Source organism: Mycobacterium sp. SMC-8, from assembly GCF_025263565.1.
Taxonomy (GTDB): Bacteria; Actinomycetota; Actinomycetes; order Mycobacteriales; family Mycobacteriaceae; genus Mycobacterium.
This window is the reverse complement of the sequence record NZ_CP079865.1, coordinates 265,924-279,670: the sequence shown is the minus strand read 5'-3', so window position 1 is coordinate 279,670 and position 13,747 is coordinate 265,924. Positions and strand designations below refer to the sequence as shown.

Genomic DNA, 13,747 nt, shown 5'->3' with positions numbered 1-13,747 from the left:
GTCTGTTGTCGAGCGGCTTCCCGGAATTTAGCCTGTCCACCCTGTTTGCGGGCCACCTCGGAGATGCCCAGGACCGGCACTGTTGCGCCCTGCCGCCCGAGCTGATGCGGAAAGCGTTGGTGGGCAACGAGTTCAGGCTGACTTCGCGCTCCCCGGCGGCGATCCGACGTCGGTGCGCGGCGGCCCGACATGAACGTCCAACAAACTCACAGGAAACGGTGGTGGACCTGCGAAGATCCGCCGAAATCGAATCTTCCGCTCGGCGCGCACACGGCGTTTCTGACTGCTACTCTATGGAAGCCTGAAATCGTAACGAGGACACTTGTGTCCGCTTATCAAAGGGGAATGCTGATGGCCAAGCATGCCAAAGCGTCTACCCGCAGTTCCAAGAAGCTGGGTGTTCTGGGCCTGGGCTCGTTCGCCGTGGCCACAGCTTTCGCCGGACTCGGTAGCGGTACGGCCAGCGCGGATGTCGAGGAAGTCGGCCCCGGCCCGACCGTGACGAGCCGGCAGGCCACGGAGTTCTCGGTGATCCGCATCAACGACTTCGGCGTCGCGCGCGGCATCTCCGAGTCGCGGGTCGCGGACGCCGGCATCATCAACGCGTTCGGCGAGGTCCGTGACAGCGTCAAGGCTGTCGTCGGGACCACCGCGTCCGCGTTCGAGGGTGAGTACCCGACCGGTCCCGGTATCGGCGACTGGTGATCTGACCTACGCGAACCGCCCCTGGGGAACCCCGGGGGCGGTTTGCGTTCTGCGGTTCATCAGCTAATGCAAGGTCAGCGTCACCGCCTCGACGAGGGCCGCGCCCGCGACCGATTTCGCCGCGGCGGCCGGTAGGGCCACCAGGACCACCCGGCCCGAACCGCGCGCACCGACCCCGCTTTCTTTCGCCGAGACCAGGACCACCACCGCGTCGGTCGCGATCAGGCGAGCATCGGCGGCCTCGTCGGCGGGGGCGGCCACGATATCGACGACATCTCCGGGTCGGACGAGATCCGTCAGCGCCGCATCGGCCAGCGGAATCGGCACGATCCGCGCGTCAGGCCCGGCAGCGGACTCGGCGAGCCGGGGTCCGAGTAGCCGGATGTCGGTCAGCACTTCGCCGCGGCGGGCGGGCCCGGCGAGCATTGTGCCCACCACCGCGTCGACGGAACTGTGCGCGCCGTCCGGAATGGTGGCGGCCGGCCGTGCCTCGACGTGCAGGTCGGCGGCGGTGAGCTCGGTCCCGGGAGACAGGTCGTGGGTCGTCACGACGACATCGGACATGTCGGCGCCCGGATCACCCCGCCACGCGGCGACCGCCGCCAGGATGACCAGCGCCGCTGCGAGCGTCCGCCGGGCGGCCGCGGTGTGCGTCCAGTCGGGGCGCAGTGCTCGGGACACGCGATCGAGAGTCGACCGGTCCAGCGGATGCCCCATGGGTCCACGCTAGGCAGAGCGGACAGCGCGATTCAGCGGAGATTGCGAAAGCTGTGGATAACTCGCCGCGTCAGCTGGACGCGGCGGCCGCGGGTGCCGAAGAAGTGGTCGACGACGCGGACTTGTCCGATGAACCGGACTTGTCCGAGGACGAGGACGAGGAAGAGGTGGTGGACGACGACTCCGAGCCGTTCGACGAGCTGCCCGAACTCGAGCTCTTCCCGGATTCCCGGCTGTCGGTGCGGTAGAAGCCGCTGCCTTTGAAGACCACGCCGACCTTGCCGAACACCTTGCGCAGCCGTCCGGCGCACTTCGGGCACTCGGTCAGCGAATCGTCGGTGAACGCCTGCACCACGTCGAACTTGTTGCTGCATTCGGTGCACGCATAGGAATAAGTGGGCACTCAAACCTCCGAGGTGGTCAAACTTCTTAGCACTCTACCGGCTCAAGTGCTAGAACCGCCAGCGGGACCGTGCCATTCCCGGCCGCCGGCCAGCGCCACCAGCCCCTGCCGTGGTGTGAGGGCATGCGTCATCCGCACATCGTGCGGCTCGGAAGGCAGGCGGTCGACGAGCTCGTCGTCGCGTACGACCGCCACCAACAGCACGCCGGGTTCCGCGAGGGTCAGGGTGCGGTCGTAGTAGCCGGCGCCGCGCCCCAGCCGTGCCCCGCTGCGGTCGACGGCCAGCGCCGGGACCAGAACCACGGTGGCGCTGCGCATCTCCCCGGCGGGCAGCCACGGCGGCGGCGGTTCCTGAAGACCGAACGGCGCCGCGACGAGAGCCCCCGGCGTGTGCCGTCCCCACCGCAGCGGCAGGGGAGTGCCGTCACCGTCCTCACGGGCCACCGGCAGCAGCACCGTGCAGTCGCGCCGGACCAGATCGTCGACCATGGCCGCCGACCCCGGCTCCGAGCCGACCGGGAGGTACGCGCACACCGTGGTTCCAGCGGGAATCAGGGCGCCCAGATGACGGGCCAGCTGTGCGGCCTCGCGGACTCGCATTTGCTGAGTCAATGACCGACGCGCGCTGAGGATTTCGGTCCGCAATTCTGATTTGGTCGACGACACCGACTAGTCCTCTTAACGACGGGTAAGGAAGGAACAACCGACTCAGAGAGGTTAGTGTGTGAACGATGAACCGGCCTGAAGTTGCTATCCCGCGCACCGCGGTCGTCCCCGCAGCGGGGCTGGGGACGCGTTTTCTTCCCGCGACCAAGACGGTGCCGAAAGAGCTGCTGCCGGTTGTCGACACGCCGGGCATCGAACTGGTCGCCGCCGAGGCGGCCGAAGCCGGCGCCGAACGTCTGATCATCATCACCTCCGAGGGCAAGGACGGCGTCGTCGCGCACTTCGTCGAGGACCTCGTGCTCGAGGGCACGCTGGAGGCGCGGGGCAAGAAGACGATGTTGGAAAAGGTCCGGCGCGCCCCGGCCCTGATCAAGGTTGAATCGGTCGTGCAGGCCGAACCGCTCGGTCTCGGCCACGCCGTCGGCTGTGTGGAGGCCAGCCTGTCGGATGACGAGGACGCGCTCGCGGTGCTGCTGCCCGACGACCTCGTGCTGCCGACCGGTGTGCTGGAGACCATGTCGAAGGTGCGCGCCAAGCGCGGCGGCACCGTGCTGTGCGCGATCGAGGTGGATCGCGAGGACATCAGCGCCTACGGCGTCTTCGACGTCGAGGAGGTGCCGGACGCCACCAACCCGAACGTGCTGCGGGTCAAGGGGATGGTCGAGAAGCCGAAGTCCGAAGACGCACCTTCGCTTTTCGCCGCGGCCGGGCGCTATGTGCTCGACCGCGCCGTCTTCGACGCGCTACGGCGCATTCCGCGTGGCGCCGGTGGCGAGTTGCAGCTCACCGACGCCATCGCGTTGCTGATCGAGGAGGGTCATCCGGTCCACGTGGTCGTCCACCGCGGATCTCGACACGACCTGGGAAATCCCGGGGGCTACCTGAAGGCTGCGGTTGACTTTGCGTTGGAGCGGGACGACTACGGGCCTGAATTGCGCCGGTGGTTGGTCGAGCGGCTGGGCCTCGCTCCGGCGACGTCCGAGCAGTAGCGGCTGCGATCGAGCGCATCCGCCGACCGATCGGTCGGCGCCAGCCCATGCGAGGTGAGAAAGGCGTGCCGTGCGTTCGGTGGAGGAGCAACAAGCCCGGGTAGCAGCTGCCGCGGTGGCGCCGCGGCCGGTGCGGGTGGCGATCGCCGAAGCCCAGGGTCTCATGTGCGCCGAGGAGGTCGTCACCGAGCGTCCGCTGCCCGGGTTCGATCAGGCCGCCATCGACGGCTACGCGGTGCGCAGTGTCGACGTGCTCGGTGTCGGAGGCGCGCCTGCCGAGGAGAGCGCCGACGGTGACGCCGACCGCGATGAGAGCCGCCCGCGGGAGATCAGCCTGCCGGTGATGGGGCTGATCGAGGCGGGCGCCCGCACACCCAGCCGGCTGCAGCCCAGGCAGGCGGCACGCGTGCAGACCGGGGCGCCGATGCCCACGCTCGCCGACGCCGTGCTGCCGCTGCGCTGGACCGACGGCGGTGCGTCCCGGGTGCGGGTGCTGCGCGGCGTGCGCTCGGGGGCCTACGTGCGCCGCACGGGCGACGACGTGCAACCCGGAGATGTGGCGGTGCGCGCGGGCACGATCATCGGCGCCGCGCAGGTGGGTCTGCTCGCCGCAGTCGGTCGCGAGCGGGTGCTGGTGCATCCGCGGCCGCGGCTGTCGGTGCTCTCGGTCGGTGGTGAACTCGTCGACATCTCGCGCGCCCCCGGTAACGGCCAGGTCTACGACGTGAACTCCTATGCGTTGGCAGCCGCCGGTCGCGATGCCGGCGCCGAGGTGAACCGTGTCGGCATCGTCTCCGCCGACCCCAAGAAACTCCGCGAAGTGGTCGAGGGTCAGCTCAGCCGGTCTGAAGTCGTCGTCATCGCCGGCGCGGTCGGCGGCGCCGCCGCCGAGGGGGTGCGGGCGGTGCTCGCAGAACTCGGCGACATGGAGGTCACCCGCATCGCGATGCACCCCGGTTCGGTCCAGGGGTTCGGCCAGCTCGGCGCAGACGGAGTTCCGGTGTTCCTGCTGCCCGCCAACCCCGTCAGTGCGCTCGTCGTGTTCGAGGTCATGGTGCGCCCGCTGATCCGGCTCTCGCTCGGCAAGCGGCAGGCCATGCGACGCATCGTGCAGGCGCGGGCCTTGTCGCCGATCGAGTCGGTCGCCGGTCGCAAGGGCTTCCTGCGTGGACAGCTGATGCGCGACCAGGACACCGGTGAGTACCTGGTGCAGGCGCTGGGCGGGGGGCCCGGGGCGTCGTCGCACCTCCTTGCGACGCTGGCGGAGGCAAACTGTCTGGTCGTCGTTCCCAGCGAGGCCGAGCAGATCCGTACCGGGGAGATCGTCGACGTCGCGTTCCTGGCCCAACGCGGGTGAACGCGAGATGGCGGCGGTGATGAACCTCTTGAGTTCACGGTCGCAGCATCCCGGCTGGCCGCTGGCGGTCGGCCCGCTGCGGGTCCCTGCGGGGGTGGTCCGGTTGCGCCCGGTCCGACTGCGCGACGCCGCGCAGTGGAGCAGGATCCGACTGGCCGACCGCGCACACCTCGAGCCGTGGGAACCTACTGCGGAGCTGAATTGGGAACTGCGCCATGCTGTTTCGTCGTGGCCTTCGGTGTGTTCGGGGCTGCGCTCGGAGGCCCGCAAAGGCCGCATGCTGCCGTACGCGATCGAACTCGACGGCCAGTTCGCCGGGCAGCTGACGATCGGCAACGTCACCCACGGCGCGCTGCGGTCGGCGTGGATCGGCTACTGGGTGGCCAGTGAGTTCACCGGCGGAGGGGTCGCCACCGCGGCGCTGGCGCTGGGGTTGGACCACTGTTTCGGGCCGGTGACGCTGCATCGCGTCGAGGCCACCGTGCGGCCGGAGAACGGCGCGAGCCGGGCCGTTCTGGCAAAGGTCGGTTTCCGCGAGGAAGGCCTCTTGAAGCGATATCTTGACGTCGACGGGGCGTGGCGCGATCACCTGCTGGTGGCGCTCACGATCGAGGAGTTGAACGGCAGCGTGGCCGCGGCGCTGGTGCGGGCCGGTCGCGCCTCGTGGGCCTGACCCCCGTTCCGTGAGTCGGCGCAATTTGGCCGTTTCCATTTGCGTCGTCACGCGAAATTGAGTCCTGCGCACGAACCGGTGCGTGTTACTGATGTGACACATGTGACTATTGGTGCTTGTCTCCAGCGAATTACAGGTGTGTAATTGTGTCGGCGCGCCGCCCACGGATGCGCTGGTCACAGACCTAGCCTGATGGGGAAAGGAGCAGGCGCCATGCCAAGCATCCCCCAATCTCTTCTTTGGATCTCGCTCGTTGTGCTCTGGCTCTTCGTGCTTGTTCCGATGCTGATCAGCAAGCGCGATGCGGTGCGCCGCACCAGCGACGTCGCGCTGGCCACCCGCGTGCTCAACAGCGGTGCCAGTGCGCGGCTGCGTCGGCGCGGGCCCGCGGCCGGCCACCGCAGCGACCCGCATTGGCGGCCGTCCGAGGACGACGCCGACGACGCCGAGGACCGCGCACCCGGCGCCGCGGTGGTGATGGTCGCCGCCGAGGCGGAGGCGGCCGACGCCGAACCCGATTACCTCGATGTGGACGTCGTCGAGGACTCCGGCGCGCTGCTCGCGGCCCCGTCGGCCGAAGACCAGCAGTCCGACCCCGTCGCGGCCGACGAGTACACCGCCGATGCGGACCACACGGCGGAGCCGGAAGGGCAGCCGGTTCATGCGGCGTCGCAGGACCCCGGACGCGACACGTCCGAGGACACCGGGGTGTACTCGGTGATCGACGACGAGTACGAGTACGAGGACGACGAGCCGGTGCAGGCCGAGGCGGCGGCAAAGAGCCGGCCGGCCGGGGAGTCCGAGGCGCCGGAGGACACCGAGCCGCGCATGGCGGACTCGATGAGCGAGGCGCGGCGCCGGCGCCGGGAGTCGACCACGGCCGCGGCGGTGTCGGCTCGCAAGTACCGGTTCCGTGCCCGCACCATCGCGGTGATGGGCGTGCTGCTGTTGACCAGCGCCGTCGCGGCGTTCACGTGGTCGTCGTCGATGTGGTGGGTCTGTGGCGCCGTCGGCGTGGTCACCGCGCTCTATCTGGCCTACCTGCGCCGTCAGACCCGCATCGAGGAGCAGTTGCGCCGGCGCCGCGCCCAGCGGCTGGCCAGGTCGCGGCTCGGCGTCGAGAACACCAGCGACCCGGAGTTCGACGTGACCCCCGCCCGGCTGCGCAGGCCCGGTGCCGCGGTGCTGGAGATCGATGACGAGGACCCGGCGTTCGAACACCTCGATTACGCGCCGTTCTCGCGACACTACGACCTGCCGCGTGCAGCGGGGCAGTAGAGGACCTACCGATTTCTGCCGGTGACCGGTGGCTGATAACCTGTACCGGCACCAGGGGCTATGGCGCAGTTGGTAGCGCGACTCGTTCGCATCGAGTAGGTCAGGGGTTCGATTCCCCTTAGCTCCACACATCGATACGGAAAATCCCCGGCCATCGGCCGGGGATTTCTGGTTTACGCCCCGATTGTCGCACCGCAGACTGATTTTCGCGGCGGCCACCCAGCCCTCATGCTGGGCTCTCAACACCGGTGGTTACCCAGGCGACCGCCTCACAGAGAGCCGGGCGCAACCACACCGCTTGATGACCCCACTGCCGACGCTCCGCGTACCCGGGGTCGCCGACGGAAAACCCCTCAGAACGGACTGCTGTTGGAGTGCGCCTGGGCGTCGTCAGGCCGCGGGCCGAACCGGCGGACGTAGTCCTCGTGCATCTGCGCGTCCTTCTTGCGCTTGATCACGTCGACCAGGTTCGGGTCGAGCCCGTGGGTGGCCAGGCGGTGCCGGCGCCACACCTTGTTCAACGCCAGCCCCATCAGCAGCGCCCAGATGTAGATCGGCACCGTCATCTCGATGCGCATGTAGACCGACGCGGGCAGCAGCCACAGTGGGGCCAGGACAAACAGCGGGGGGATGGCGTAGCGGATCATGTGCCTGCGGATCGCGCCCTGGCCGGCCAGATCCTCGGCGACCCAGCGGTCCATCGATTTCGGCAGCCGGCGCCCATAGCAATAGGTGAGGTACTGCCAGATATTGGGTTTATCGGTGCCTTGCGGCTCATCATGGGCCATTGTCGGTCTCCTTCGGGGGACGGGATTCAGGACGACGCCACCGCGTCCGCGGCCTGGGCGGCTGAGTTGATGCGGGTCAGGACGTCGTGCAGATGCTCCAGCTCGGCCAGGTCGACCCCGAGCCGCGCCACGACCGCCGCCGGGATCTCCACCGCACGCTCGCGCAGTGCGGCACCGGCCGGGGTGAGCGCGATGTCGGTGGTCCGTTCATCGGCGGCGTTGCGGGCACGGGTGACCAACCCCATCGCCTCCAACCGCTTGAGCATCGGCGACAGGGTGGCCGAATCCAGCTGCAGCGTCTTGGCGATCTGCTTGACCGACAGTGCGCTCTGCTGTGCCGCGGACTGCTTCTGGTGATCCCACAACGACAGCATCACCAGGTACTGCGGGTGGGTCAGCCCGAGCGGTTCCAGCAGTGGCCGGTACACGGCCAGGACGGCGCGGTTGGTCACCGCCAGCGCGAAACAGACCTGCCGCTCGAGAGCGAGCGGGTCGAGATCCTCGGTGACGGGCGCGGCCATAAGTTACATAGTCCACTAACTGTTAGCGTGCTAGCAATATCGCCTGCGTCACGTCGGTCCGATCGTCACACCGGCGATCCGCTCCATCGGTTTGACCACCGATGTGAAATCCGATGCTGCGCCCTCTTCGGCCTGGGTCTGCTCCCACAGCCGCGCCACCGACTCCGCGAGAACCGCCGGTGATTCCAGAGCCCGCGCCTCGTCCAGATAGAGCAGCACGTCCTTGGTCATCAGACCGGTGGCGAAGCCGTAGTCGAACGTGCGGGGGAGCACCGCGCGGGGGAACTTGTCACGGCTGGCGTGGGTGCCGCCCGAGCCGGCGTTGAGCACGTCGATCATCACCTGAGGGTCCAGCCCCGCCTTGACGCCCATCACCACCACCTCGGCGGTCGCGGCCAGCGTGGTCGCCGCCATCAGGTTGTTGATCAGCTTCATGGTCTGTGCCGCGCCGGGCCCTTCGGACACGAAGATGGCCCGGCCGATCACTGCGAAAACCGGTTCCAGGGCCTCGAATTCGGCCCGCGGGCCCGACACCATCACCGCCAGCGTGCCGGCCTGCGCGCCATGTACCCCACCGCTGACCGGGCCGTCCAGCGCCGCGACGCCATGTACGGCGAGCAGTTCCCGGTTACGTTGAGCCGCTTGCTGTCCCACGGTCGACAGATCGACCAGCCGGCGCACCGCCGATCCGCGGGCCACCTCGGCGACGACGTCGTTGGACGCCTGTGGGGTGGGCAGACTCGCCAGCACCGTGGCGGCCCGGTCGGCCACCTCACGCACCGACGCGCCGGGCGCACCGCCGAGCTGAACCGCCCGCGCCACCACTTCCGGGCGGGTGTCGAAAACCACCACCTCGTGCCCGGCGGCGACCAGCCGGCTCATGATCGGGAACCCCATGTTCCCCAACCCGATGAATCCCAGGTCCACGGCCGGCTACTCGTCTTCGAGTTCGGCGAACGTGGCCTTGGCCACGCGGAAGCTGTCGACGGCGGCGGGGATCCCGGCGTACACACCGACCTGCAGGAAGATCTCGCGGATCTCATCGCGGGTGACCCCGTTGCTCAGCGCGCCCCTGATGTGGGTGGCGAGTTCCTGCGGCCGGTTGAGCACCGCGATCATCGCCAGGTTGAGCATGCTTCGGGTCTTGAGCGCCAAGCCGTCACGCCCCCACACCGCGCCCCAGCAGTATTCGGTGACCAGATCCTGCAGCGGCTGCGAGAACTCGTCTGCGTTGGCTGCGGCGCGGTTCACGTAGTCCGCGCCGAGAACCTCGGTACGGATATGCCGGCCCTTCTCGTAGGTGTCCCGGTCCATGTCGTCTCCGTTCGGTTGTCAGGCGGGCGGCGGGGTTCCGATGAGTACCGCGCTGAGCCGGCAGCCCTGCGGCCCGGCCCGCCACGCGTGGTCCACGCCGGCCAGCACCACCAGATCGCCCTGTTCAAGCCGGTGCGCGCCGTCGTCGAGCACCAGCTCGACGGTGCCGGAGAGCACCGTCTCCAAATCGATCGTGTCGGTGTGGTGCATCGGCGTCTCGGAGTCGGGGCCCAGGTCCACGACCATCCAGCGGATCAGGCCGGGCGCGATGCCCTGGTCGATCAGCGGGGCGGTGCCCTCGGGGCGCGCCGGCGGTGGAGTCGCCGTCGTCTCGTAGGGGACACCCATCGCGAAGCCCGGTGCCAGGCGGTCCAGCGTCAGCTCGCCGTCGCTGACGACACACGACCTGCCCTCGGCGTCGACTCCGGTGATCAAAGTACGCACATTTCCCTCACTTTCTTGTTCGCTCAGGCCGAACCCGGTGACACCCAGACGCCGTGGTGATGACATTGATTGCCGCCGTTACGTTTTGCGCGGTACATCGCCATGTCCGCGGCGGCGATGAGATGGTCGACGACGCCGTCGCGGTCGCGGGGCCGCACACCGTCGAGCGCGGCGACGGCCGTGCCGAGGCTGGCGGTGACGGTGACGGGGATGTGCAGTCCGGCGATGGCGTCACAGATCCGCTGGCATTGCTGGGCGGCCTCGGCCGATGACACCACGTCGGCGATCAGGAACTCCTCCCCACCGCTGCGTGCGATCACCGCCGTCGGTGTCGCGGTCGCCCGCAGCGTGTCAGCTACGGCGACCAGGGCTCGGTCTCCGACGAGATGCCCGTGCGCGTCGTTCAGCCCCTTGAAGTCGTCGAGGTCGAGCAGTGCGACCAACAGATATGCGTCAGCGGACCGGCCGTCGAACATGCCGAGGACGAGCCGGTGGAACGCGCGGCGGTTCAACAGCCCTGTCAGTGGGTCGAGGTCGGCGTTGACCAGGTCCCCGCGCAACGCCCGCAGCAGCGCGTGGATGGCCACGGGCATCGTGATGTTGGCCTGCAACACCAGGACGAAATCAACCGCGGCCAGCGCCAACCGCCCGCCTTCGGCCAATTCGACGGCTCGACTGAACGCCACCGCGATGGCGATGAAGACCATGCCCAGCACCAACCGCGTCGAATGGAAGAACGCGGCGAACGCGCCGATCGTGCTGAACGCGATGCATCCGAGTAGGCCCGCCAGCGGATCCGGATAAGCGAGACACGCCAGCGCGATCGACAGCGACGTGACCACGACGAACGCGGCCGACTGCAGCCGGGTCGGCCAGCGCCACAGCCACAGTGCCGTACCCGCCACACCGCCGCCGACGGCGAGCAGCATCATCGCGCGTTCGACCGTTCCGTCCGGTCCGCCCGCGCCGCGCAGCAGAACGAGCAACGCTCCCGACATCGACAGTGCGGTGCCGGCCACCAACAAGCGCACCGTGCGCGCCCCCCCGCGCGCCTCGAGGTAGCCACTGAACCACTCGTAGTGACCAGCGCGCCGCTGATCCCTTTGCATCAACACCGTTTCGTTGCCGTTGACTTCACAGCCATCCAACAGCGTGTTCGCCGGCGGGGGGACGGAACCGCTCGAACGCGATGCAACTCACAAACGGGCGTTTGCTGACGGTCTTGCCGCCTCCTTGCCGGACATTCCCGCACGCCCGTAGCCTCGAGTCTGTGTCCGGCCTGACCACCGTGCGAGCCGATGACCTGGCCGCGCTGACCGTCTTCGACGGTGTCCCGGTGGAGGCGTTGGTGCCGCTGGCCGCGCAGCTGCGCCCGCTCGCCGCGGCGGCGGGTCAGGTGCTGATGCAGCAGGGTGAGCTGGCGGTGTCGTTCCTGCTGATCGGTAGCGGTCGGGCCGAGGTCACCCACGCCGGCGACGACGGCCATGACACCTTCGTCGAGGTCGACCCCGGCCTGATCGTCGGCGAGATCGCATTGCTGCGGGACGCGCCGCGCACGGCGACGGTGGTGGCCACCGAACCGCTGACCGGCTGGGTCGGCGGCCGCGAGGCATTCGCCACCATGCTCGAGATCCCGGGCATGGTCGACCGCTTGGTGCGCACCGCGCGTCAGCGGATCGCCGCGTTCATCACCCCGATCCCGGTCACGATGCGTGACGGCACCGTCCTGCATCTGCGACCCGTGCTGCCGGGTGACGTCGAGCGCACCGCCAACGGGCCGGTCGAGTTCTCGACCGAGACCCTGTACCGGCGCTTCCAGTCGATGCGATCGCCGACGAAGTCGCTGCTGACCTATCTGTTCGCGGTGGACTACCGGGACCACTTCGTGTTCGTGCTGACCGAGGGCTTCGACGGCCCGGTCGTCGCCGACGTCCGGTTCGTCCGCGACGTGCACCGCCCCGACGAGGCGGAGGTCGCCTTCATCGTCGGCGACGCGTATCAGGGCAGAGGGATCGGGACGTTCATGATGAGTGCGATCTCGGTGGCGGCGCGGTATGACGGGGTGCAGCGGTTCACCGCCCGCGTGCTCAGCGACAACTACGCGATGCGCTCGATTCTGGACCGCTACGGCGCGGCGTGGCGCCGCGACGATCTCAACGTCGTGGTCACCGAGATCGCGGTGCCGCCGGTCGAGGAGTTGCCCCTCGGACGGGAACTGGTGACTCAGATCCGCCAGATGGCGCGCCAGGTGATCCGAGCCGCCGGATGACCCGGCCGCCGCTGAGCAAGGACACGACGGTGTGCATCTCGCTGGCGGGACGTCCCAGCAACATCGGCACCCGGTTCCACAACCACCTCTACGACGTGCTCGGCCTCGACTTCCTCTACAAGGCCTTCACCACCACCGACATCGCAGCGGCGATCGGCGGGGTGCGCGCGCTCGGCATCCGCGGCTGCTCGGTGTCCATGCCGTTCAAGGAGGACGTGCTCGCGCTGGTCGACGAGGTCGAGCCGTCGGCACAGGCCATCGAGTCGGTGAACACCATCGTCAACGACACCGCGGTGCCGGGTGGCCGGCTCACCGCGTCCAACACCGATTACCTTGCGGTGCAACAACTCATCGCCGAGCACGGCCTCGACCCCGACGATCCGGTGGTGATCCGCGGCAGCGGCGGCATGGCCAAGGCAGTCGGCGCGGCCTTCGTCGGGGCCGGGTTCGGCACGGGCTTCGTGGTCGCGCGCAACCCCGACAGCGGGCGCGTACTGGCCGACCGGCTCGGCTACACACACGTCACCGACGTCACCGCGCCGATCCTGGTCAATGTCACCCCGATCGGGATGGCCGGGGCGCCCGAGGAACACGAAATCGCGTTCGGTGAGGCCGCGATCGCCGAAGCCACCACGGTGTTCGACGTGGTGGCCCTGCCGTCGGAGACGCCCTTGATCAGGGCCGCGCGGGCGGCCGGCGTGCCGGTGATCACCGGCGCACAGGTGATCGCACTGCAGGCCGCCGAACAGTTCGAGCGCTACACCGGTGTGCGGCCCAGCCCAGAACAGATCGCCGAGGCCTCGGAGCTGTCGCGCGCCTGAGCCGGGTCAGGGGGTGATCGTGGTCTGCTCGTCGATGGCCGCGGTGGCTTCCATCAACGGATACGCCAGATCCTCGGTGCCGTCCGCGGTCAGCTTCAGCACGAACAGCCCGTCCTGGCCGGGAATCACGACGGTCTTCTGCGCCACCATGTGGTTGATGCCGTCCTTGGTGTAGAAGCCGCCGATCTGGGTGGCGTCGAACCCGCCGAGATTGCTCGGCTCACCCTTGTCCGCGCCCTGGAAACCGGGAAGGTTGCGGGTCTCGTTGGGGGCGTACTCGATCACCTTGGCCGGGTCCGCCTCGCCGGTGAGCTTGGAGACGAACGCGACGATCGTCGGAGGGGTGGTCGCCGTCGGGTCCGCGGTGTAGATGATCGCGTCGTAGGCGCCCTGGGGCGCCCGGGGTCCTGCCGCCTCCCAGCCGGCGGGCAGCGGGAGGGTGATCGTCGGTGCGCCCGGATCGCCGCGCAGCACCGGCGTTTCAGTCAGGCCGCTCTCCTCGATGTACTGCGCCAGTGTCTTGCCCGGGCCCGCGGCCGGCGTCGGCGATGGAGACGCCTGGTCGGGAGCGGCGCTCTCGGACGTCGTCGCGGACGCTTCGGTGCCGGACTCCTCGCCGGAGTTGTCCGAGCTGCAGGCGGCCAGCCCGATCCCGAGTGCGACGGCCGCGATCGCGGTGACGCCGGCCCGCATTGCGTTGGTCATGTCGTCTCCTGTTCGCCGGCCCCGTGGGTCGACACGGTCGGTGCGCGACGAAGGCCGGATCGCAGCGCAGCATATCGAGCTGGAGAGATGGATTTCG

17 protein-coding genes and 1 tRNA gene are annotated in these 13,747 nt (G+C 69.0%); 8 read left to right on the top strand and 10 right to left on the bottom strand.

Going from position 1 to position 13,747, the window contains the following annotated elements; genetic code table 11:
* Window positions 1-351 precede the first annotated feature (351 nt).
* Window positions 352-705 carry a hypothetical protein gene (locus tag KXD97_RS01485; RefSeq protein ID WP_260755125.1) on the top strand — a complete coding sequence of 118 codons (354 nt, stop codon included), beginning with the start codon at window positions 352-354 and terminating at the stop codon, window positions 703-705.
* A gap of 63 nt (window positions 706-768) precedes the next feature.
* Here KXD97_RS01485 and KXD97_RS01480 read toward each other — a convergent pair whose 3' ends face one another.
* From KXD97_RS01480 to KXD97_RS01470, 3 genes are all read right to left on the bottom strand, one after another.
* On the bottom strand, window positions 769-1,422 hold the full coding sequence (locus KXD97_RS01480; protein WP_260755124.1) for an SAF domain-containing protein: 654 nt from the start codon (window positions 1,420-1,422) through the stop codon (window positions 769-771).
* 70 nt (window positions 1,423-1,492) lie between these two features.
* Window positions 1,493-1,825 carry an FmdB family zinc ribbon protein gene (locus tag KXD97_RS01475; protein WP_260755123.1) on the bottom strand — a complete coding sequence of 111 codons (333 nt, stop codon included), beginning with the start codon at window positions 1,823-1,825 and terminating at the stop codon, window positions 1,493-1,495.
* A gap of 42 nt (window positions 1,826-1,867) precedes the next feature.
* Window positions 1,868-2,491: a 5-formyltetrahydrofolate cyclo-ligase gene (locus KXD97_RS01470; protein ID WP_260755122.1), complete on the bottom strand. Its 624-nt coding sequence runs from the start codon at window positions 2,489-2,491 to the stop codon at window positions 1,868-1,870.
* 65 nt (window positions 2,492-2,556) lie between these two features.
* Here KXD97_RS01470 and KXD97_RS01465 point away from each other — a divergent pair, with 65 nt between their 5' ends.
* The 5 genes from KXD97_RS01465 to KXD97_RS01445 all read left to right on the top strand — a co-directional run bounded on the left by KXD97_RS01465 (window position 2,557) and on the right by KXD97_RS01445 (window position 6,915).
* The gene (locus KXD97_RS01465; RefSeq protein ID WP_260755121.1) at window positions 2,557-3,480 is read left to right on the top strand and encodes a UTP--glucose-1-phosphate uridylyltransferase; all 924 of its coding nucleotides are present in this window, start codon (window positions 2,557-2,559) and stop codon (window positions 3,478-3,480) included.
* A gap of 70 nt (window positions 3,481-3,550) precedes the next feature.
* Window positions 3,551-4,837, top strand: coding sequence for a gephyrin-like molybdotransferase Glp (gene glp, locus KXD97_RS01460; protein WP_260755120.1), 1,287 nt, complete (start codon window positions 3,551-3,553; stop codon window positions 4,835-4,837).
* A 19-nt stretch (window positions 4,838-4,856) separates the two neighbouring features.
* On the top strand, window positions 4,857-5,510 hold the full coding sequence (locus tag KXD97_RS01455) for a GNAT family N-acetyltransferase (RefSeq protein ID WP_260755119.1): 654 nt from the start codon (window positions 4,857-4,859) through the stop codon (window positions 5,508-5,510).
* A gap of 213 nt (window positions 5,511-5,723) precedes the next feature.
* The gene (gene glpR, locus KXD97_RS01450) at window positions 5,724-6,788 is read left to right on the top strand and encodes a gephyrin-like molybdotransferase receptor GlpR (protein ID WP_260755118.1); all 1,065 of its coding nucleotides are present in this window, start codon (window positions 5,724-5,726) and stop codon (window positions 6,786-6,788) included.
* Window positions 6,789-6,842: 54 nt separating this feature from the next.
* A tRNA-Ala gene (locus KXD97_RS01445) sits at window positions 6,843-6,915 on the top strand.
* Between the two features lie 226 nt (window positions 6,916-7,141).
* Here KXD97_RS01445 and KXD97_RS01440 read toward each other — a convergent pair.
* From KXD97_RS01440 to KXD97_RS01415, 6 genes are read right to left on the bottom strand one after another with little or no spacing between them, the layout of a single operon-like run.
* Window positions 7,142-7,576 (bottom strand): DUF5313 domain-containing protein, encoded by a 435-nt coding sequence (locus KXD97_RS01440; RefSeq protein WP_260755117.1) that lies wholly within the window; start codon window positions 7,574-7,576, stop codon window positions 7,142-7,144.
* Window positions 7,577-7,602: 26 nt separating this feature from the next.
* Window positions 7,603-8,097, bottom strand: coding sequence for a MarR family winged helix-turn-helix transcriptional regulator (locus tag KXD97_RS01435; protein ID WP_260755116.1), 495 nt, complete (start codon window positions 8,095-8,097; stop codon window positions 7,603-7,605).
* A 48-nt stretch (window positions 8,098-8,145) separates the two neighbouring features.
* Window positions 8,146-9,024, bottom strand: coding sequence for an NAD(P)-dependent oxidoreductase (locus tag KXD97_RS01430; protein WP_260755115.1), 879 nt, complete (start codon window positions 9,022-9,024; stop codon window positions 8,146-8,148).
* Window positions 9,025-9,030: 6 nt separating this feature from the next.
* Window positions 9,031-9,411, bottom strand: a complete 381-nt coding sequence (locus KXD97_RS01425; protein WP_260755114.1) for a carboxymuconolactone decarboxylase family protein — start codon at window positions 9,409-9,411, stop codon at window positions 9,031-9,033.
* A gap of 18 nt (window positions 9,412-9,429) precedes the next feature.
* The gene (locus KXD97_RS01420) at window positions 9,430-9,855 is read right to left on the bottom strand and encodes a cupin domain-containing protein (protein ID WP_260755113.1); all 426 of its coding nucleotides are present in this window, start codon (window positions 9,853-9,855) and stop codon (window positions 9,430-9,432) included.
* Window positions 9,856-9,878: 23 nt separating this feature from the next.
* Window positions 9,879-10,964 carry a diguanylate cyclase gene (locus tag KXD97_RS01415; RefSeq protein ID WP_260755112.1) on the bottom strand — a complete coding sequence of 362 codons (1,086 nt, stop codon included), beginning with the start codon at window positions 10,962-10,964 and terminating at the stop codon, window positions 9,879-9,881.
* 161 nt (window positions 10,965-11,125) lie between these two features.
* On the opposite strand from KXD97_RS01415, the gene KXD97_RS01410 reads away from it, so the two are divergent.
* Both KXD97_RS01410 and KXD97_RS01405 read left to right on the top strand, forming a co-directional pair.
* Window positions 11,126-12,124, top strand: coding sequence for a GNAT family N-acetyltransferase (locus tag KXD97_RS01410; RefSeq protein ID WP_260755111.1), 999 nt, complete (start codon window positions 11,126-11,128; stop codon window positions 12,122-12,124).
* Window positions 12,121-12,945, top strand: coding sequence for a shikimate 5-dehydrogenase (locus tag KXD97_RS01405; RefSeq protein ID WP_260755110.1), 825 nt, complete (start codon window positions 12,121-12,123; stop codon window positions 12,943-12,945). Before KXD97_RS01410 ends, KXD97_RS01405 begins: the two co-directional genes overlap by 4 nt.
* A 6-nt stretch (window positions 12,946-12,951) precedes the next feature.
* On the opposite strand, the gene KXD97_RS01400 is transcribed toward KXD97_RS01405, so the two are convergent.
* A complete protein-coding gene (locus KXD97_RS01400; protein ID WP_260755109.1) occupies window positions 12,952-13,650 on the bottom strand; it encodes an LpqN/LpqT family lipoprotein in 699 nt (232 codons plus the stop codon).
* Window positions 13,651-13,747 lie beyond the last annotated feature (97 nt).

Excerpts from the sequence above, each read along its gene's own strand:
- KXD97_RS01480 (WP_260755124.1), bottom strand. The coding sequence starts at position 1,422 with ATGGGGCATCCGCTGGACCGGTCGACTCTCGATCGCGTGTCCCGAGCA.
- KXD97_RS01465 (WP_260755121.1), top strand. The coding sequence starts at position 2,557 with ATGAACCGGCCTGAAGTTGCTATCCCGCGCACCGCGGTCGTCCCCGCA.
- KXD97_RS01485 (WP_260755125.1), top strand. The coding sequence starts at position 352 with ATGGCCAAGCATGCCAAAGCGTCTACCCGCAGTTCCAAGAAGCTGGGT.
- KXD97_RS01455 (WP_260755119.1), top strand. The coding sequence starts at position 4,857 with ATGAACCTCTTGAGTTCACGGTCGCAGCATCCCGGCTGGCCGCTGGCG.
- KXD97_RS01415 (WP_260755112.1), bottom strand. The coding sequence starts at position 10,964 with ATGCAAAGGGATCAGCGGCGCGCTGGTCACTACGAGTGGTTCAGTGGC.
- glpR (WP_260755118.1), top strand. The coding sequence starts at position 5,724 with ATGCCAAGCATCCCCCAATCTCTTCTTTGGATCTCGCTCGTTGTGCTC.
- KXD97_RS01425 (WP_260755114.1), bottom strand. The coding sequence starts at position 9,411 with ATGGACCGGGACACCTACGAGAAGGGCCGGCATATCCGTACCGAGGTT.
- KXD97_RS01405 (WP_260755110.1), top strand. The coding sequence starts at position 12,121 with ATGACCCGGCCGCCGCTGAGCAAGGACACGACGGTGTGCATCTCGCTG.
- KXD97_RS01435 (WP_260755116.1), bottom strand. The coding sequence starts at position 8,097 with ATGGCCGCGCCCGTCACCGAGGATCTCGACCCGCTCGCTCTCGAGCGG.
- KXD97_RS01400 (WP_260755109.1), bottom strand. The coding sequence starts at position 13,650 with ATGACCAACGCAATGCGGGCCGGCGTCACCGCGATCGCGGCCGTCGCA.
- KXD97_RS01440 (WP_260755117.1), bottom strand. The coding sequence starts at position 7,576 with ATGGCCCATGATGAGCCGCAAGGCACCGATAAACCCAATATCTGGCAG.